Annotated in this window: 15 protein-coding genes; 9 read left to right on the plus strand and 6 right to left on the minus strand. The window is 56.4% G+C overall.

The window, feature by feature from the left end:
* Positions 1 to 20 precede the first annotated feature (20 nt).
* The 4 genes from WJU22_RS01585 to WJU22_RS01600 all read right to left on the minus strand — a co-directional run bounded on the left by WJU22_RS01585 (position 21) and on the right by WJU22_RS01600 (position 5,745).
* The gene (locus WJU22_RS01585) at positions 21 to 3,107 is read right to left on the minus strand and encodes a TonB-dependent receptor (protein ID WP_341841548.1); all 3,087 of its coding nucleotides are present in this window, start codon (positions 3,105 to 3,107) and stop codon (positions 21 to 23) included.
* Positions 3,108 to 3,140: 33 nt separating this feature from the next.
* The gene (locus WJU22_RS01590) at positions 3,141 to 4,454 is read right to left on the minus strand and encodes an IPT/TIG domain-containing protein (RefSeq protein WP_341841549.1); all 1,314 of its coding nucleotides are present in this window, start codon (positions 4,452 to 4,454) and stop codon (positions 3,141 to 3,143) included.
* Between the two features lie 247 nt (positions 4,455 to 4,701).
* Positions 4,702 to 5,139, minus strand: coding sequence for an acetyltransferase (locus WJU22_RS01595; protein WP_341841550.1), 438 nt, complete (start codon positions 5,137 to 5,139; stop codon positions 4,702 to 4,704).
* A 24-nt stretch (positions 5,140 to 5,163) separates the two neighbouring features.
* Positions 5,164 to 5,745 carry an RNA polymerase sigma-70 factor gene (locus WJU22_RS01600; RefSeq protein WP_341841551.1) on the minus strand — a complete coding sequence of 194 codons (582 nt, stop codon included), beginning with the start codon at positions 5,743 to 5,745 and terminating at the stop codon, positions 5,164 to 5,166.
* A gap of 97 nt (positions 5,746 to 5,842) precedes the next feature.
* On the opposite strand from WJU22_RS01600, the gene WJU22_RS01605 reads away from it, so the two are divergent.
* The 9 genes from WJU22_RS01605 to WJU22_RS01645 all read left to right on the plus strand — a co-directional run bounded on the left by WJU22_RS01605 (position 5,843) and on the right by WJU22_RS01645 (position 19,567).
* Entirely contained in the window at positions 5,843 to 6,847 is a 1,005-nt protein-coding gene (locus WJU22_RS01605) for a FecR family protein (RefSeq protein WP_341841552.1), read from the plus strand.
* A 255-nt stretch (positions 6,848 to 7,102) separates the two neighbouring features.
* Positions 7,103 to 10,375, plus strand: coding sequence for a TonB-dependent receptor (locus WJU22_RS01610; protein WP_341841553.1), 3,273 nt, complete (start codon positions 7,103 to 7,105; stop codon positions 10,373 to 10,375).
* A gap of 9 nt (positions 10,376 to 10,384) precedes the next feature.
* Positions 10,385 to 12,043 (plus strand): RagB/SusD family nutrient uptake outer membrane protein, encoded by a 1,659-nt coding sequence (locus WJU22_RS01615; RefSeq protein ID WP_341841554.1) that lies wholly within the window; start codon positions 10,385 to 10,387, stop codon positions 12,041 to 12,043.
* Positions 12,044 to 12,063: 20 nt separating this feature from the next.
* On the plus strand, positions 12,064 to 13,350 hold the full coding sequence (locus tag WJU22_RS01620) for an IPT/TIG domain-containing protein (RefSeq protein ID WP_341841555.1): 1,287 nt from the start codon (positions 12,064 to 12,066) through the stop codon (positions 13,348 to 13,350).
* Between the two features lie 18 nt (positions 13,351 to 13,368).
* The gene (locus WJU22_RS01625; protein WP_341841556.1) at positions 13,369 to 14,490 is read left to right on the plus strand and encodes a family 20 glycosylhydrolase; all 1,122 of its coding nucleotides are present in this window, start codon (positions 13,369 to 13,371) and stop codon (positions 14,488 to 14,490) included.
* Positions 14,491 to 14,663: 173 nt separating this feature from the next.
* Complete coding sequence (locus WJU22_RS01630; protein WP_341841557.1) at positions 14,664 to 15,929, plus strand: hypothetical protein; 1,266 nt, start codon at positions 14,664 to 14,666, stop codon at positions 15,927 to 15,929.
* Between the two features lie 493 nt (positions 15,930 to 16,422).
* Positions 16,423 to 16,821, plus strand: a complete 399-nt coding sequence (locus tag WJU22_RS01635) for a hypothetical protein (RefSeq protein WP_341841558.1) — start codon at positions 16,423 to 16,425, stop codon at positions 16,819 to 16,821.
* Positions 16,822 to 16,960: 139 nt separating this feature from the next.
* On the plus strand, positions 16,961 to 19,039 hold the full coding sequence (locus WJU22_RS01640; protein ID WP_341841559.1) for a M3 family metallopeptidase: 2,079 nt from the start codon (positions 16,961 to 16,963) through the stop codon (positions 19,037 to 19,039).
* A 141-nt stretch (positions 19,040 to 19,180) separates the two neighbouring features.
* A complete protein-coding gene (locus WJU22_RS01645; protein WP_341841560.1) occupies positions 19,181 to 19,567 on the plus strand; it encodes a response regulator in 387 nt (128 codons plus the stop codon).
* Here WJU22_RS01645 and WJU22_RS01650 read toward each other — a convergent pair.
* Both WJU22_RS01650 and WJU22_RS01655 read right to left on the minus strand, forming a co-directional pair.
* Positions 19,560 to 19,736 carry a hypothetical protein gene (locus WJU22_RS01650; protein ID WP_341841561.1) on the minus strand — a complete coding sequence of 59 codons (177 nt, stop codon included), beginning with the start codon at positions 19,734 to 19,736 and terminating at the stop codon, positions 19,560 to 19,562. The two genes, WJU22_RS01645 and WJU22_RS01650, sit on opposite strands and share 8 nt — an antisense overlap.
* Before the next feature lie 14 nt (positions 19,737 to 19,750).
* Positions 19,751 to 20,383, minus strand: a complete 633-nt coding sequence (locus WJU22_RS01655; protein ID WP_341841562.1) for a CheR family methyltransferase — start codon at positions 20,381 to 20,383, stop codon at positions 19,751 to 19,753.
* Positions 20,384 to 20,389 lie beyond the last annotated feature (6 nt).

The raw sequence follows: 20,389 nt of genomic DNA on the forward strand, positions 1-20,389 counted from the left end.
TCAGCTTCAACAATCGGTTATCAGAATCGCAGGTCTATCCCAAAAGAGACGGTTTTCTGGATGGGATAGGCAAGCCCGCCGCTGCCGGCCAGCTCGGGGTCCCAGAGCTTGACGTTGTCCCAGACGAGCAGGTTGAACCCGGTGGCGTACACGCGGAGGGTTTTCACTTTCAGCCGGCGCAGCCAGGACGGGGGAACGGTGTACCCGATCTGCATTTCCTTGAGGCGGATGTATTTGGCATTGGCCAGCCAGAAAGTGGAAGCCTGGCTGTTGTTGGTGCTGTTGCCGTAGGTCATGCGGGGGAACCTTGCGTCGGGGTTCTCGGTGCTCGGGCTTCCCTTGCCGCCGCCGGAATACCAGTCGGGCGTCCAGCGGTTGGCGGGATCGTTGACGATATCGAGCACATTGCCGGTTTCACCGCCCACGAAGGGGAACATCCCATATCCCGCGTAGAAGAAATCAGATTTGGAAGCGCCCTGGAACCGGAAAGCCAGGTCGAAATCGCCGTACCGTACTTCCGCACCAAAGCCATACACGACCTGCGGAACGGTGGAGGTGCCGATGGGCACTTTATCATCGTCGTTGATGAGGCCATCGCCGTTTACGTCGCGGTACTTGATATCGCCGGGGCGCACTTCGCCGAAAGTCTGCACGGGGCTGCTCATGATATCCGCGGAATCTTTAAAGAGGCCCAATGCCTTGTATCCTTTCAGCTGGCCGTACGGGAAGCCTTTGAGGCCCTGGTAGGGGAACCGCGGCTTCGGCTCGTCGTACTCCAGGATTTCGTTGTGGGTATAGGTGAAGTTACCGCGCAGGGTAACGATGGTTTTGTTGAACTGATGGGTATAGCTGGCACTCATATCGAAACCCGCGTTCTTCATCGCGCCCACGTTGCCCCAGGGCGCGGTGGTGTTGCCCACTACGTCGGGCAGGGTGGTGCGCAGCATGAAGATGCCGGTACGCTTGCTGCGGAACAGGTCTGCCTGAACGGTAACCCGGTCTGCCCAGTTGAAATCCACGCCGAAGTTCAGCTTGTGGTCTACTTCCCAGCCCAGGTTGTCGGCCCCCAGCTCGCCTTCGCGGATGCCGGGGAAATAGTTGTTGCCATAATCGCCGAAGCTGTAGCCCGGTGCGCCCGTATTCACGAACGTCATGTAAGGGAAGCGTTTCCCGCCGCCGATCTGATCGTTGCCTACAAGCCCGTATGATGCCCGCAGCTTCAGCTGGCGCAGATCCGGGAGGATTTTTTTGATGAAGGGCTCTTCAGACAGCACCCATCCCGCGGCGATCGACGGGAAGAAGCCGTACTGGTTGCCGATCTCGAAATTCTCGGAGCCGTTGTACCCGAAGTTCGCTTCCATGAGGTACCGCGATTTGTAACCGTACGTCACGCGGCCGCTGGTGCCCATCGCGCGGTAAGGGATCGAGGTAACGTCGGTAACCGCCTGGTTGTCTACCTTATCCCGCCGGTTGAACAGCAACAGGCCGGATACCGAATGGTCTTTATTGAAAACCCGGTAATAGTTCAACGCTGCCTCCAGGTACTGGGAACGGGTGCCGTAGGCCAGTTTGGAGAAGCTCATCGGGGTAGATTCAGTTTTCTTCTGCAGCATGAGCGCGCCGGTTTCCGGATCTCGCTGGCGTTGGGCCAGGTACAGTTCAGGGAATTTTACGCGGTTGATGTTGTGCACATTGTAGGAGTCGAACGAATAAAGGATGTGCACTTTCAGGCCCGGCGTAATGAAAGGCAGCTCCTGCGTGAGCTTCAGGCTGCTTTCGATGGTATTCTGCCAATCTGTGATGAAACCGGTTTTCGTTAACAGCACATAAGGGTTGGCCTGGTTGTTCATTCCGTAAGACGCCATTTGCCCCGAGGAATATTGCAGCGGAACGGTGAGCGGCGTGAGCGTGCCCATCGATCCCCAGATAAAATCGGATGCAATGCCGGGCCGGTTCTGCTGCGCGATGTTGCCGCCCACGCCGATGTTGATCAGCATCGTGGGCGTAACATCTACGTCTACGTTCGAGCGGAAAGTATATTTCTTGTAATTGACGTTGCTGTTGTAGTTGTTGAGGTTATCGAATTTATAGAGGCCTTCTTCATTGTAATATGATCCCGACAGGTAATACCGCGCCGTGTTGCCGCCGCCGCCGATGCTGGCGCGGGCCATGAGGTTGCTGGTGTGGTCTTTGATGGTGAGGGCGCGCCAGTCTACGTCTGGATAGATATCCGGATCGAGTCCGTATTTGATGATCTCCATCTCTTCCCTGTTGTACACGGGGTTCATGCCGCGCACTTCACGGGCTTCGTTGGCAAGGCGGGCATAATCGTAGGCGCCTACATAGTTTTGCAGCCGCGAAGGTTGAAGGGTGCCGCGCTCTACGCGGAAGTTGATGGAAGGCTTGCCGGCCTTTCCGCGCTTGGTGTTAATGAGCACAACGCCGTTGGCGCCTCTCACCCCGTAAACCGCCGTAGCGGAAGCGTCTTTGAGGATGGAAAAGGACTCGATATCGTCCGGGTCGATTTCGTTGATGCTTCCCCGTTCGATACCGTCTACCAGCACCAGCGCGCTTTGGTTGGCACCGAAAGTCCCGATACCGCGGATCCAGAATTGCGAAGCGTTGCGCCCCGGCTCGCCGGTGCGCTGCATGGCGATCACGCCTGCCGCGTTGCCCGCCAGCCCGTTAACGAGCGATGCGGTGGGCGTCCGGAGCGCAGACACGGGAACGGTGGTTACCGCACCCACCATCGTCGCTTTTTTCTGGGTCGCATATCCCACCACTACCACTTCATCCACATCCGATAATTTCTGCGACAGTTTGATAAGGACCCTCCCGCCGCCGGTTATCCGGTATTCCTTTTCCGCAAATCCCATCGCCGTCACGAGGATGATATCGTATTTGGCTACAGACAGTTTGAACTGGCCTTTCCCGTCTGTCACCGTTCCGAGGCTGGGCATATTTTTCACCACCACGGTGGCGCCGGGAAAAGGCTCATTGCTGGCACTGTCGAGCACCTGCCCCTCCACGGTGAATTTCTCCTGGGCGTAGAGCCCCGCGCTGCATGCGAGCATACAGCAAAAAACGAACAGTATTTTCTTAAACATACGTTCCTTGTTAAATGGGTTGAATTGTGTTGCTTACTCCACCGTTACTGCGCGGATGCGGTGATTGTTCATGTCGGTTACGTACAGCACATCGTTTTTATCGACCGCCACACCATTGGGGAAATTGAATTTGGATTTCAGCGGAAGGCCGTCCTCGTATCCCGCGGCTTCTTCCGGCATTCCGGCGTAAGTGGTAACAAGGCCGGTGGGCGTTACTTTCCGGATACAGTTGTTCCGGGAGTCGGCTACATACATATTATTCTGGCTATCGAAAACCATGTCTTCCGGCGCATTGAATTTCGCGTTGGCACCGGGCCCGTTGAGGAAACCCGCGCCGCCGTCGGTACCGGCAAAAATAGTGGTGTTGCCGGTTGCGGGGTCTACTTTGAAAATGCAATGGCGCGCGCGGCTGGAGGCGTAGATCACGCCGTTATTGTCTACCGCCACACGGCCGAACCCGTTGAAGTTGAATTGCGTGACCACCTTTTCCTCTTTCGTGGCGGGATTCACATAATTCAGCCGGCCGGCCAGCCAGTTGTAGACATAGAGCTTTCCCGAAGTATTATCGTAAGCGCCCGCCAGCGGATAATCTCCCGCGCCGAAAACGGGCGAACCTGCCGTGGTGGCGTAAAACGCTTTCGGTTGCCAGCTGTTGAGCGGCGCCAGCCCGGTCAGGATAACGGGGTACTGGTTATCCCGCTGAATGGCGATCACCTGGTTGTCGGATTTGCGGATGGTAATTCCGTACGGAGATCCGGCGGGGATGCGCGTTACCTTGTTTTGTGAAATGGAAACCTGCCGCAGCCCGCGGAAATCGGTGCCGTCGTATTGCAATACCATCAGGTTGCCCTCATCGTCTGCGGTGATATACTGCGGGAAGCTGAATTGCGCCTCGGCCAGGGGGCCGTCTGCCGTAACGCCTTTGCCATCCGGCCCTACTTTCCCGGAGATGGTGCTTACGGATTGAGTAATGATGTACCTGAATCGTTTCTGGGCACTCACTTCGCGGTCATGCACCTTCAATTGAAGATCTACGTCGCCACTGAGTTTCCGTGGCACCAGCGCATAGATTTTGTTATTCTTCACGCCTACCACCACCGCTTTCTTTCCGCCCACGCTCAGCCTGATATGCGCTGTATCGTTCCCGAAATTATCGCCGGTGATGACGAGTTGCGTGGCCTTTCCGCCCGAATCCGGGGAAAAATGGGAGATGGTGATAGGTTTGCCCGGGTCATAGGGGTCTGCTTCCTTTCCGCCATCGTTGTCTTTCGAACAGGCGGCCGTTAAAAACAGGACCGTTAGGGGGATAAGAAACCCGGGCGATTTGATGTTACTCATAAATCGCATGTGCTTATGTTTAGACAATAAAATAGCGGCATCAGGGCGCTACCGTAAAAACGTGGTTAGAATGTATGCCTTGGAATTTTGGCCCTTCCGCAGGGCCATCGGAGTCTTCACTTTCATTTTGGTCGATCACAAAAGACGGGCGTACGCATCTACGTCCTGCTACAAAAATAGCATATCGTCCAAGCGGGGGATTAAGGATATTAGCAGTAATTATAACGATTTTAGCGACTGGGGCTTTCTTTGCGCGCTATTGTTGCGGAAAGGTGAAATGCAGCAGGGGATATGGCTTCCCCATGCCATCCGTTTCCGACCGCCCTGTTTCCACGAACCCCATTTTCCGGTAGAAGCCCACGGCCTGGAGGTTTTGTTCGTTTACGTCCACCTTCGTTACGCCCAGTTCCGACAGTGCGAAACGGACGAGCTGCTGCCCGATCCCCTGCCCTCTCGATGCCGCATCGATGAACAGCATTTCCAGGTTTTCGCCGGAAACGCCCAGCACGCCCGTTAGCCGTGCATCGTCGCCGGTCACGTACAGGTCGAGCGCAGGCAGGAATTGTTCCGGGATGATCTTTTTGAACAAATCGAAATCGGATTTCTGGAGGAAATGGTGGGTGGCCAGCACGGAAGATTCCCAAACCTGCATGATGGCGGGGTAATCGGCGGCGGTCGCTTTTCGGATGAACATGTTCGCAAATTAGGGATTTCCGCGTCAGAACAGCGTTCCGGAAGCGATCACCACGGCGCCGATGGCGCCGAATCCCTTCAATTCTTCCCGCATGAGGCCCAGCGATCGGGTCATGTGTTTTTCCACGGCTTTTACGGAAATCCCCAGTTTCTCGGCGATCTCTTTATAGCTGAGATGGTCGCGGCGGGAAAGGAGGAATATCTCCCGGCTGCGCTCCGTCAGTTTGTCGAGCGCCGCCGCGAAGGCTTTTTCCAGCTCGCGCAGGTCGTAATTGATATGCAGGTCGGCCGTTTGCCCGGAAGGCATTTGCTGGTGATGCTGTTCGTGGAGGAGGGAGTTCCGCAGTTCGTTGAAGATCCGGTTGCGGAGGGCGTTGTATAAATAGGAAGGTACGTTCTCGATATGGGCCAGCTCCGTCCGCCGGCGGTAAAAATTGGTAAAAACCTCCTGCAGCAGGTCTTCCACGATCGCCGGAACGGGCACTTTCCGGAAGGCATAGGCATACATCGCCCCGGCATGCCGCTGGTACAGCGTCTCGAACGCGCGCGCATCGTTTCCGGCCAGCAACGTCACCAGTTCCCTATCAGACAGTGCGGTATATCCCATGATCGGCGGTAAAAATAGGAGAAAATTCAGGATTTTGGCAGGAAGGGGGTAGGGTCGGGCCCCGATACCGTGTCTTATCCTCACACAAGCCCACGTAATGAACGACCAACATCTGTTGCAACTGCTGGATAAATACCTCCGGAACACTTGTTCCCCGGAGGAAAAACAAGCCCTGGAAACCTGGCTCGAGCGGTACGAATCCCCGTTCCGGGATGCCGCCCCCGACCCTGCGCCCAGGCTCGCCGCAGTATACGACAGCATTTCGGCCCGGCTGAAAGCCGAAGGCGAAATGCCCGAAGCCCCCGCCACGCCCGTTCGCCACATCCGCGCCCGCTGGTGGAAAGTTGCCGCCGCGGCAGCCGTCCTCATCACAGGCGCTGCCACTACCTGGACCATCTTACAAAAGCCCGTCATGCTCCTGGCCTCCGCCCCCGCCGGCGAAAGTACCTTCGTGGAGCTGCCCGATGGCAGCCGCGTGTGGCTCAACGCCAGCAGCAGCCTGGAATACCCCGGCAACATGGCCCGCAACGGCCGCACCGTGCGCCTGAAAGGCGAAGGATATTTCGAAGTGGCCCCCGACCAGCAACAACCGTTCGTGGTCCAGACGCAAGACCTGTCTGTCCAGGTACTGGGCACCTCCTTCAACCTCAAAGCCTACAACGAAGACGCCGCGCTGGAAACCGCGCTCATCGAAGGCAAGGTCGCCGTTTCGCTGCTGAGCGCCCCTGCGCGCCGGCAGCTCCTGGCCCCCGGCCAGAAACTCCTCCTCACCCGGAAAAATACCCCGGGCGCCGGCGGGGAAGACTGGGGAAACTTCTACGCACAAGTCCAAAACAATACCAAAACAAAAGATACGATCGCCACAGAAACGCTCTGGCGCAAAGGGCGCCTCCAGTTCCGCGACCAGTCGTTCGCCGAACTGGCCAAAATCATGGAACGGTGGTACGACAAACGCATCATCATCGCCGATCCTGCGCTGAACGACAACCGGTTTTCGGGGGAATTCCGCAAGGAAGGGATCAAAGACGCGCTCAATGCCCTGCAGCTGATCGCAAATTTCACGTACGACATGAGAGGGGATACCGTCATCATCAAGCAATAGTCAACCAACAAAAACAGCTATGGAACGATTCACACCTTGCATTACATCAGACTAGGCGCTCTCCGGCCGCCATCAAATTAAAAAAAGGATAGTGCTGGCACACTACCCTTTAAGCTAAACATGGAATGAAACAAGTTTTCCGTGCGGGAAGGTTTTTGTTTCAAATTGTTCAACACTCAATCCAAATTTATGAAAAAAACGCTGCGTTCAAAACCAGCATTACCCAAGCATTTCTTGCGAAAAACATTATTGTTTATGAAGCTATGCCTGATTCTCATGACTGTGACCGTTCTGCAACTGCAGGCAGCCGTGGGATATTCGCAGAACCGGTTTTCCATCGAAAGCCGGCAGATCGAGCTGAAAAAGCTGCTGGAGTGGATCGAAACGAAAAGTTCCTATCGCTTCCTGTACAATATCAAGACCTTCCCCGCAGCGGATAAGGTGGACGTCAAGTTCGACAATGCCACCCTGCCATCCGTGCTCGACCGCATCCTGCAAGGCCGGGCCCTCACTTACCGTATCCTCGACGACGGGCTGGTGGTCATTTCTCCCCGCCAGGACGAAAAGATCACCGTAAAGGGAAAGGTACTTTCCGCCGAACAGACCGAACTGATCGGGGTGAGCATCCAGCTGAAGGGCACCAGCACCGGAACGGCCACCGACGAGCAGGGCAATTTCAGCCTCAGCGTGCCGCCCAACGGCGTGCTCCTCGTCTCCTACATCGGGTACGAACCGCAGGAAGTGCCGGTGAACGGGCGCGCGCAGCTCCCCAACATCGTGCTGAAATCTTCCAGCTCCGGCCTGAACGAAGTGGTGGTACTGGGTTACGGACAGAAACAGGTGCGCCAGAGCGTTACCGGCGCGATCAGCAGCATCCAGACCAAAGAGCTGAAGCAAAGCCCGGTCGCCAACCTGACCAACGCCCTCGCCGGCCGACTCCCCGGCCTCATCACGGTGCAGCGCAGCGGACGGCCGGGCGCCGACTATTCGCAGCTGTTCATCCGCGGTATTAATACCACAGGCTCCACGAACCCGCTCATCGTGATCGACGGTCTTCCCCGCGGGAACGCCGACCTCGGCCAGCTCGACGCCAACGAGATCGAGTCCGTCTCCATCCTGAAAGACGCCTCCGCCACCGCGCTCTACGGTATCCAGGGCGCCAACGGCATCGTGCTGGTAACAACCCGCCGCGGCCAGGAAGGGCCTCCCAACATCCAGATCAACGCGCAAACCGCACTGCAACAGCCCGTTACCTTCCCCCGGTTCCTCGACTCCTACCGCTCCGGCCTCCTCCAGAACGAAGCGGCCAAAAACGACGGGATGGCACCCCGCTGGAGCGAACAGGAACTGGAATATTTCCGCACCGGCCTCAAACCCTACGATTATCCCAATACCGACTGGTACACGGAAATGGTGCGCGACTATTCCCCGCAGAAAACCGTGAACGTGAACATCAACGGCGGTTCCAAATATGTCCGCTACTTCGTTTCCGGATCGTACCTGCGCCAGGAGCCCCTCTACAAACACGGCAATGAGAACATTTACGGTATCAAATACAAATACGACCGCTTCAACTTCCGCTCCAACATCGACATCACGCTCGACAAAAACACCGACCTGCAGGTAGACCTGGCTTCCCGCCTGGAAAACCGTACCAGTCCCTCGCTCGACCGCGCAGGCGGCGAAATGTTCTGGGTATTGCTGTCGCAAATGACCAATCACCTCACGCCCGTGAAAAACCCCGATGGCAGCATCTCTTCCGGGAACATGCGGGAAGATTTCTATAACCTCTACGGCGTGCTCACGCAAAACGGCTACCTCGATGCTTACTGGCATAGCACGAGCGGCTCCGTGGCACTCACCCGCAAGCTGGATTTCATCACGCCTGGCCTGAAAGTGAAAGGATTGTTCACGTTCGAGAATTTTGGCGATATCAATACCGCATTCGACCAGGAGTTCGATTCCTACCGGTACAAATCGAAGCCCGGCACGTTCAACGGCGAATATTTCCAGCATCGCACCGCTACCAGCCTCCAGCGTTCCGGCGCCACCAGCGGGCAGCGCTATTACTATTACGACCTGAAACTGATGTACGACCGGGATTTCGGGAAACATTCGCTGGGCGGGCTGTTCCTCTTCAACCGCAACCTCCGCACACAGGCCGGCGATCTGCCCCGCGTGTATGAAGGATATGTGGGCCGCGTGACGTACAACTACGATAAAAAATATTACCTCGAATTCAACGCAGGGTACAACGGGTCGGAGAACTTCCCGGTGGGCAAGCGTTATGGCTTCTTCCCCGCATTTTCCGCCGCGTGGATGATCAGCAACGAAGATTTCATGCCGAAAGACGGCGCGCTCAGCTTCCTGAAAGCCCGCTTCTCGCACGGGTATGTGGGTAACGACCAGATCGGCGGCGGGCGCTGGCTGTACATGTCCGACTTCTCCCGCACCGACGGGTTCACCTTCGGCAGCGTAGCCACCGGCAACGGCGGTTATTATGAAAGCAGGATCGGCAACACCGCCATCACCTGGGAAAAGGCGTCGAAAACCAACCTCGGTTTCGAAACCGGATTTTTGAAAGACAGGATCAAGTTCAACGTAGACATCTTCCGCGAGCTGCGCAAAGACATCCTCACCTACGCCGGTACCATCCCCTCCTACCTCGGCATCACGGCAGACATCAACCGCAACCGCGGCCGCATCGTGAACCGCGGCATCGAAGGCGACCTGCATGTGAACATGGACGTGGGCCGCGTGGGGATCTTCACCAAGATCAACTACCAGTTCGTGAAGAATAAAATCCTGGAAATGGACGAGCCCAAGCTGGAATATGCGCACCAGAGCGTGGTGGGCCTGCCCATCGGGTACGGGCTCGGATATCTGGCGGAAGGGTTGTTCCAGTCGAGGGACGAAATTTCCAAACACGCGAAGCAGAACTTTGCGCCGCTCATTCCCGGAGACATCAAGTACAAAGACGTTGTGGAAGACGGTGTGATCAATGAAGCCGACCGGGTGATGATGCCCATGCTCAACGTGCCCACTAGCTATTTCGGCGCCACTTTCGGCATCGATTACAAGGGGCTCGACGTCAGCGCCCTCTTCCAGGGCGCCCTCGGAGGCCGGCAGATCTATTCCGCACAGCTGGTATGGAACTACCGCGAAAGCTACCGCCCCATCCACGAAGGCCGCTGGACGCCGGAAAACGCCGCCAACGCCACGTTCCCCGCGCTGCACTACAGCGAAAGCAACATGGGCAACAACTTCATCAATTCCAGCTACTGGGTCCGCAAAACCGATTACGTAAAACTGAAAAACGTGGAGATCGGGTACCGCCTGCCGAAACATTGGATGAACCGCGTAAAAATCAAAAACGCGCGCATTTTCGTGAACGGCATGAACCTCCTCAGCTGGGACAACGTCCGCGAGCTGGGCATCGATCCGGAATCCAATACCGGCGACCGCTGGGGCTGGCAACCTTATCCGCTCATGCGCGTCTACAACGCAGGCATCACCATCAACCTCTAAACCAGCACCATGAAAATAACAAGCATTACGAAGCGATTCATCTGGCTGTTGCTGCCCCTTTGCTGCGCATGCAACAAGAATTTCCTGGACCGGAAGCCCAGCGATAAAATCACCGAAAGGGAAGTGTTCAAGAACATCGAGAATGCTGAAAAGTTCGTGAACGTGATCTATCAGAGCCTTCCGAATATGTTCAAACCCGGCGGCGCCTGGATCCTCGGCAGCGCAACCGACGAAACCAACCAGTCTATCGACGCATCGGCCTCCTACCCGGACGCCGGCAGTTTCAATAATTCGTCCATGAGCCCTTCCGCATTCCCCATGCAGGGCCAGTGGGCGGAATTTTTCGGGAAGATCCGTTCCTGCAACCTCTTCCTGTCCAATTACGACATCATCCCCAACGATCCGAATTATCCCGATCGCAAAACGCGCCTCCGCGGCGAAGTGCTCCTGCTGCGCGGCTACTACTACTTCCAGCTGATGATCCGCTGGGGGAAAGTGCCCCTGCTCACGGACGTGCAAAACCCGTTCGATAACCCGGAGGATATTTACTACAAACGGAATTCCATCGACGAAGTCGTAGCCCAGATCGCCAGCGACCTCGACGCTTCCGCGGCGCTGCTGCCCGCAGGTTACGACCAGCGCCCCAACAACTGGGGCCGCGCCAGCAAAACCATCGCCCTGGCACTGAAAGGCAGGCTGCTGCTGTATTACGCCAGTCCGCTCTACAACCCCACCAACGCCGGTCCGCGCTGGGCTGCGGCCGTAACGGCCTGCCGCGCTGCGCTGGATACCGCGCTGAACAACGGGTACATCCTGAATGCAAAATACAGCGACGCGTTCACGCAATATTTCAGCCGCGAAGTGATCTGGAGCCGCCCGGCCCCGGGGGCTTACCGCGACGGCGGGCTCGACCAGGAAATGAACCCGCGCGGTGCCGGCGGTTACGGCAACATCAACCCCTTGCAGGAATTGGTGGATGCTTATGAAATGAAAGCCACCGGCCTTCCCATCACCGACCCCGCATCCGGGTACAACCCGCTGGAGCCGTATAAAGGCCGTGATAAACGTTTCGAAGAAACCATCCTGTTCCCCGGCGCCATGTGGAAAGGCCGTGCGCTCGATCCCAATGGCGCAGACGCGCCGCGGCCCGGCCAGGTCATCTCCAACTACTGGCCCCGCAAATACCTCCTCGAAAACGTGAACCTCTTCAACCTCACCGGCGCTACCGACCGCAAGTGGGTACTGATCCGCCTCGCCGAACTGTACCTCAACTATGCCGAAGCGCTGAACGAAGCGAATGGCCCCGTGGGAGACGTGAACGCAGCGATTAACGCCGTGCGTAGCCGTGTGGACATGCCCAACTACAATGGAACGGACCGTGATAAGATCCGTGAAAAGATCCGTAATGAAAGAAGGGTGGAACTGGCGCTGGAAGACCACCGCTTCTGGGACGTCCGCCGCTGGAACATCGCCCATATCGTCGACAACCGCGAGGTGCATGGCGTGAAAGTGATCGGCCAGGGGAACGTGACATATGAATATCCCGTGGTGGAAAAGCGCATTTTCAACAACAACCAGAACCGCGATTACTGGCTGCCCGTTCCGCAAAACGAGATCGACAAGGTAGCCGGCCGCAATTCGGAATTCAAGCAAAACACCGGATGGTAAAACCTATCAAACCGACATCAATGATGAAACATATCGCATTCCCCCTCATAGCCGCGCTGGCGCTGTTCGCAACTGCCGGCTGCAAGAAAGAAAAAGGTTTCGAGCACGATCCCAATGCGCCCGTGGTGATCGAGAAATTTACGCCGGAAGTAGGCGGCGCTGGCGTGGAAGTGCTCATCTACGGCAGCAATTTCACCAAAGATACCAGCGGCGTTTCCGTAACCGTGAACGGTGTTCCCGCGTTCGTGGCCGGTGTGGTGGAAGACCGCATCCTTATCGCCATCCCTCCCAAAGCCGGGACGGGCAAAATCGAAGTGAACATCCGCGGCCATAAGGGATCGAGCACAGACGACTTCGGATACAAACCCTCCACCGTCGTAACCACCTTCGCCGGCAGCGGAAATTCCAGTTACGTAGACGGGAAAGGCACCGCCGCATCGTTCAACATCGGCAACCGCTGCGGTATCGATATCGACGAAAACGGCAACCTCTACGTTCCCGAAGCCGGCAACCTCCGCGTGCGCAAGATCGCGCCCGACGGAACGGTGACCACGCTCACGGGGAACGGGAACAGCGGCTACAAGGAAGGCGCCGCATCCGAAGCGGAATTCTATATGCCGTTCGACGTAGTGGCGGCCGGCAACGGGATCGTGTACGTTTCCGACCCCGCGGCATGGACGATCCGGAAAGTGACCGCCAACGGCACCACCTCCCTCGTAGGCTGGTTCGAAGCCTGGGGAATGGGCATCGACCGGCGCAACGGGACGCTCTATTACACCGATGCGCGTGGAGACGGCAGCGTGTATAAAGTAGACCCCGCAACCGGCGCTTCCGAGAAAATCATCGGCAGCCTCAGCTACCCTTCAGATGTGGCGGTAGACAGTAAAGGCAACCTGTACGTGGTCGTGAACGGCAGCCACATCATCCGCCAATACAAAGCCGGCAGCTGGGAACCCGGCGTTACCATCGGCATCCCCGGCCAGGCAGGTCTCGTGAACGGCCCCGCCGCTTCCGCGAAATTCGATCTGCCCTGGAGCGTGGCCGTAGACGCGAACGACAACCTCTTCATCGCCGGCAACGGCACCTGGGACGGCAGTTCCACCAACACCAACCAGTGCATCCGCTTCGTGAATACCACTTCGTGGGAAGTGAGCACCTTCACCGGCGGCAGCACGGCAGGTTTCGCGGACGGCACCGGCTCCGCAGCTCTCTTCAGCGCGCCCACCGGCGTTACCGTTGGGGCAGACGGTGCGGTGTACGTGGTAGACAGGAAAAACGACAGGATCAGAAAAGTGATAGCCGAATAATCAATTATGCAAAAAATCATGAAAAATCTGCTGGCGGTATGCATCCTCGCAACCGCCAGCTTTACCGCCGCCGCACAATCGGCCGCGTACAAATGGAACGAATTGCCCGTGAGGGGCCTGCTGATGAGCGCTCCGGCGAAGCAGGACGTAGCCGTGTTCTGTGATTTCGTCCGGAAAGCGTTGCCGAAGGAAGGCGTCAACACGCTGGCCATCCGCATCGAATACGGATACCAGTACAAATCGCACCCGGAAGTGGCGGAAAAGAACGCCCTGTCCGAAAGCGATGTGAAGCAGATCGTGAAAGCCGCCAGGGAAGCGAAGATCAGGCTCATCCCCATCATGAACCTCATGGCCCACCAGTCGGAAGCCACGGAAATGGGGCCGCTCCTGAAAGCCTATCCCCAGTTCGACGAATCGCCCGACTACAACCCGCCCGTTCCCTGGAAAAGCGGCGGCATGTTCGATTTCTACAGCAAAAGCATCTGTCCGCGCCACCCCGATCTGCTGAAAGTGTTCTTCCCGATGATGGACGAGCTCGTGGAAGCATTCGAGGCAGACGCGCTGCACGTGGGGCTCGACGAAGTTTGGATCATCGGCTACGATAAATGTCCGCGTTGCGGCGGGGGCGATAAATCCGAGATTTTCGCCGAATACGTCAACAAGCTGCACGCACATCTGAAAGAGAAAAACGTGGAAATGTGGATGTGGAGCGACCGCCTCATCGACGGTAAAACCACCAACCTGCTCGCCTGGCAGGCCAGCATGAACGATACCCACCGCGCCATCGACCGCATTTCCAAAGACATCGTGATCACCGACTGGAAATATGAAAGCGCCCCTCCCACACCGGGCTACTTCGCGCTGAAAGGGTTCAACGTGCTCGCCAGCCCCTGTTCCAACACGGAAGTTGCGCTCGACCAGCTGAAGCAGGTGCTCCAGATCCGGAAAGACGCCACCCGTGCAGAATGGGCCCTGCCGCTGGGCCAGCGCATGCAGGGCGTTTTCGAGACGATGTGGTTCAATTCCAAAGAGTTCATCGACGCATATTACGAGCGCGGCGAGTACCGTCCGCTGGCGAAAGAGAACGTAAAAGCCTTCAAGGCGCTCTTCAAAGCCGTACGCGAAGCGCAAAAGCAATAACTGTTACCATCCCTGAAAAATCCCTATACCACAAAGCCGCCCATCCGGGCGGCTTTCCTTTTATCCAGCCGTTAAAACCGCACATAACCAGCACCGCAACAACTAGGTAGCACTACCTATAGGCGGGCGTTTCACGCGAACTATATTTGCGGCTGAAAAGAAATTAACCCCAAATGAAAAAGTTGTTATGCGTATTCCTGCCGGCCCTGGTGCTGCTGGCAGCCTGTAAAAAAGATCCGAAGCCGGTGGAGCCGGGAACGGAATTACCGGGAAAAATCCCCTCAGATCCGAAAGCCCGTCCAATTGGCGAACCCATTGGCCCAGGCATAGTCGCCATGGTAACGCCGGCCGGTGCCACCATCACTTCGGCCGACGGTTCGTTCAAACTGCGTATACCCGTTGGCGCGGTGAATGCCAATACCGACATCCTGGTCCAGGAAGTGAAGAACACCGCTCCGGGCGCCGTGGGCAGAAGTTTCGAGCTGCAGCCGCACGGGACTGTTTTTCAGAAACCCGTGACCCTCGAATTTTCGTGGGAAGGCCACGAAAGCTGGGTGAACATTCCCGAAGCGTTGGGCGTTGCGTGGCAGGACGAGAAAAATTTCTGGCGGCTCACCAAAGCGCCGGTCATCGATAAAGTGAAAAAAACCGTTTCCGTGCAGACGACCCATTTCTCCAACTGGGCCCTGCTGCAATGGCTGCAACTGGAGCCGGTGGCCACTACCGTGAAGGCGGGCGGCCAGGCGCAGCTTACGGTGAAATCGTACATCCCGCTTTCCGGCGACGATCTGCTCACGCCGCTGGTGCCTGCCGACGGTCAGGATATTGCATTGGGAGAAGGGAAGCCTTTGCCCGGGAGCTTCATCCGGTCGTGGGCCGTGGGCGGCGTGGGAAAGGTGCAGGGTAACGGCGGACAGGGGACTTATTCCGCACCCGCCACGGTGCAGAAGCCCGAGATCGCAAATGTGACGGCGACGTTGAAAGACCGGAAGCAGCAGCTGATGGTAGTGAGCACGTTGACGGTTATACCGGAAGGCATTTCGTTCAAGGTAGACGGCGGGCCGTGGATCCACTTTCCGGCGCATTCGGGGCCGGACGATGAAGGGTTTGAGATGTCGGGTTTTGGAGACGATGGTTACTTTGCGATCGCCTGGCCGGGAGGCACCGGCAGTAGATCCTGGAACAAGGACAATACGATCGCGCTGGTATATTCGAACACGAAAACCGGGAGGAATTATGAAAGCGTTTTCTATGAAGAAGCCCTCGGGCGCTTCGTTCCCGCCGGCGGATCACTGAACGTTGTGGAACTCGGCGCGAAAGGCGAGTACATCAGCGGCAATTTTACCATGAGCGGCGGCGGTGTGTTTACCGACAACGACCGCGAACCCATCAGCAAGAGTACCATCCAGGGATATTTTTATGTAAGGCATGATCTTTGATTTTATCGGAACATACATTTCATCCGCAACCCCGACGCATCCATTCCCCCCAAAAAATCATCCATACCCCGCACATCCATGCTGTGACCTCAAAACCGCTGCGTTCATCCATCCACCCCGAAAACAGCATCCATTTCAGGCCATGAAAATGGCGGTTCAGCCCCGAAATTCTCCGGTTCGCCCTGCCAAATGCGGCAGGGCGGCCGATTAGCGGTGAAATGAAGTAACAAATCCGCGTTACTGCCCGTTTTACCTGCAATCATCCAGCCCCATCATCCAACTGTTGCCTCAAAATTATTCAACAGCTATCATCCAGCTAACCCCAATAATCCATCTAACCCCAAACGTCCATTCAGACCGCAACCCGGTCTTGCAGCCCCAAACTATTCCGGTCTGCCCTGCCCGCGTGGCAGGGCGGCCGCATTTTTACCCCTATTTCCACCGAAAGAGTAACAAAAAGACGGTGACCGCCGTTTTACCCGAAAACACTGCGATGAGAATTTTCTACATATTCCTATCCGCCATCCTGGTAATGACGGCCTGCAAGAAAGACGGGAACAAGCCCCCGGAAGCCTTCCGCGGGAAATACGCCGGCAGGTTTTATGTGGAAAAAGGCGGCGTCAATTATAACATTTCCAACGTCAGCATCCGGTTCGACGGGTGGGAGTACGAATTCGGGGTTTCGGACGTGGCGAATTACCCCAGCTACAACCAGGGCGGAAAGGGATTTTTCCTCACACCGCCGGATAAAATCACCCTCAACATGTTGCTGCCCACGGCCACCCAGCTCAAACGGGAATACATTTATACCATTAAAGGAGATTCCCTGATTTTCATGAATCCGATCAGCGATACCGAGCGGGAATATTTCCGGCTGAAACGCGTCCCCTGATCCCGCAACTCCTTCAAAACATTGTCAAAAGCTCCGCCCGGCGGGGCTTTGTCTTTTTTTCCCTATTTTTACCGTTAGCCAACTTGTTACAACAATGAGCATATCTAATTTTACCCGAAACCTGATAATTGCAGTGAGTATGACGACAGGACCATCCGCTATGGCACAGGCCCCGGCAGCTACCAACCCGTTTCTGCTGGAATTCAACACGACTTTTAAAGTACCGCCCTTCGCCGAGATCAGGGCAGAACATTTCATGCCCGCGTTCGAAGAAGGCATCCGGCAGCAGCAGCAGCGCATCGGCGCCATCACCATGCAGCGCAGCGTGCCCACTTTCGAAAATACCGTGGCCGCACTGGAAAAAAGCGGGGATCTCCTCCGCAATGTGAGCACCGTATTCTTCAACCTGACCTCCGCCAATACGAATCCCGACCTGGAAGGCATTTCCCGCCAGATCGCCCCGAAAATGGCCCAGAACAGCGACGACATCTATCTCAACCCTGCACTTTTCAACCGCGTGAAAACCGTGTACGAAAAACGCAACGCCCTAAAACTCACACCCGAGCAACATCGCCTGCTCGAAAAAACCTATAAAGCCTTCGTGCGCAGCGGCGCCAATCTCGATGCCGCCAAACAGGCCCGGATGCGCGAGATCAACAAGGAAACCTCGCTGTTGACCGTGAAATTCGGCCAGCACCTGCTCGCGGAAACCAACCAGTTCGAACTGATCGTCGACAACGAAGCCGACCTCGCCGGGCTCCCCACTTCCCTGAAAACCGCCGCCGCCATCAGCGCCAAAGAAGCCGGCAAGGAAGGGAAATGGCGCTTCACCCTCCACAACGCCAGCGTGATGCCGTTCCTGCAATATTCCGCCAACCGCCCCCTCCGCGAAAAAATGTACAAAGCGTACATCAACCGCTGCAACAATAACGACGAGCGCGACAACAAAGAAATCGTTGGTCAGCTGGCCGCACTCCGTGCCGAAAAAGCCGGTATGCTCGGCTACGCATCCCACGCCGATTTCGTGCTCGAAGAAAACATGGCCAAAACGCCCGCCCAGGCTAATGATCTCCTCAACCGCCTCTGGGAAGCCGCCCTGCCCGTAGCCAAAAACGAAGCCGCGGAAATGCAGCAGGTAATGGACCGCGAAGGCAAAGGCGAAAAGCTTGAAGCGTGGGACTGGTCTTACTACGCCGATAAAGTACGCAAGGAAAAATACAACTACGACGCCGAAGAACTGCGCCCGTATTTCCAGCTGGAGAATGTGCGGGAAGGGATTTTCTCCGTGGCCAAAAAGCTCTACGGCATTACGTTCACCCCATTGAAAGACATTCCCGTTTACCAGGAAGACGTAGTGGCGTATGAAGTGAAAGAAGCCAACGGCGACCATATCGGCGTGATCTATATGGACTTCTTCCCCCGCGGCTCCAAGCGCGGCGGCGCCTGGATGACCTCCTACCGCAAACAGGCCACCGAAAACGGGAAGCGCGTGGCACCTGTGGTTTCCATCGTCTGCAACTTCACCAAACCCACCGGCGACCAACCCGCATTGCTCACGCCCGACGAAGTGGAAACCTTCTTCCACGAGTTCGGCCACGCGCTGCACGGATTGTTGTCCAACGTGAAGTACGAAACCCTCAGTGGTACTTCCGTTCCCCGCGATTTCGTAGAGCTGCCTTCGCAGATCATGGAGCACTGGGCGTTTGAGCCGGAAGTGCTGAAGATGTACGCCAAACATTACAAAACCGGCGAACAACTGCCCGCATCCCTCGTGAAGAAAATGGACGACGCTTCCAAATTCAACCAGGGCTTCGTGACGGTAGAATACCTCGCCGCCTCGCTCCTCGACATGCAATACCATACCCTCGCCCCCGGCGCAAAGGTAGACCCCTTGCAATTCGAAAAGCAGCAGATGGACAAGCTGGGTCTCATCCCCCAGATCGCGCCGCGGTACCGCAGCACCTATTTCCAGCATATTTTCGCCGGCGGATATTCTGCAGGATATTACAGCTACATCTGGTCTGAAGTGCTCGACAGCGATGCGTTCGCAGCGTTCAAGGAAACAGGCAACATCTTCGACCCCGCCACCGCCAACTCGTTCCGGAAAAACGTGCTGGAAAAAGGGGGAACGGCCGAACCGATGGACCTTTACAAAGCGTTCAGGATGCGCGCGCCGGAGGTGAAATTCCTCCTCAAAAACCGTGGATTAGAGAAATAATACATACACCTTAAAGGCCGGAGCGGATCTCCAGCCTTTTTTCATGTTGTAACTTATAGTGGCCAAACGTTTACGCATATTGGATTTAACCGCCTTTTCGTTACATTTGCTGATACTAAAAGACAAAAACCCGTCCTGACGATGAAGCAAAAAATTAGCTGCCTTTTGATTGATGATGACAGGGACGATCAGGAAATTTTTAAAATCGCCTTGCAGGATGTGAACGACGAAGTGCATTTCGTGGCTGCAGATGATGGCGTGGAAGGCCTTCAGCTCCTCCAGTCGGGCGAACACGGAACACCATCCTTCATTTTCCTCGACCTGAACATGCCGCGGATGACCGGCAAGGATTGCCTCGCCGCGATCCGCAGCCAGCCGCATTTATCGGGCATCCCGGTCGTGATCTACTCCACTTCTTCCGACCCGAAAGACATCCAGGATACCAAAGCCCTCGGCGCCACGGACTACGTGGTGAAACAATACAGCATCACTTCGCTGAAGGAAATCCTCCGCAGATTTTTCAACTGATTTTATGCCATATCCGCAGCCGTTGCGGTAATTGCCTGTACCTCGGTGCTATCGGGGAATAGCGCAGGCTTTCCTTGGTGCCCAGCGCCAGGAACCCGCCCGCTTCCAGGCTGTCGTCGAACAACTGGAGCGCCTTGTTCTGGAGGTCTTTGTCGAAATAAATAAGCACATTCCTGCAAAGGATCAGCTGGAATTCGTTGAAAGACCGGTCTGTAGCGAGGTTGTGGGGGAAATGACCATCCGGCGGATGAGGTCTTCGCCGAATTTGGCCAGGTCGTATTTAGCGGTATAATATTGACTGAAATCCTGCGTACCGCCCGACTGGATGTAGTTTTCCGAATATTGTTTCATGGACCTGAGCGGGAAGATCCCCTTCCGCAGGTTTTCCAGCACCGCCGGGTTGATATCTGTAGCATATAACAGCGACCGGTGCAGCAATCCCGCTTCGCGCAGCAGGATCGCCATGCTGAACACTTCCTCCCCCGTAGAGCAGCCGGCGTGCCAGATGCGGATCAGCGGCGCATGGGCGATGGCCGGCAATACTTCCTTCCGCAGCAACCGGTAAAACGCCGGATCGCGGAACATCTCCGTCACGTTCACCGTCACTTCCTCCACGAAATGCCGGAAATACGCTTCATCGTCCAGCACGCGGCGGCGGAAATCATCGAGATTCCCGAAGCGGTCGAGCGCAATGAGCCTGCCGAGGCGCCGCCGCAGCGAGGGGCGCGCATAATTGACGAAATTATACCCGTGCGTTTCCAACACATCGTGCAGAAACCCGTCCAGCCATGCATCCTTCATTTCCATCTGCTGCATTCGCTT

It is taken from the genome of Chitinophaga caseinilytica (assembly GCF_038396765.1).
In the GTDB taxonomy this organism is placed as follows: Bacteria; Bacteroidota; Bacteroidia; order Chitinophagales; family Chitinophagaceae; genus Chitinophaga; species Chitinophaga caseinilytica.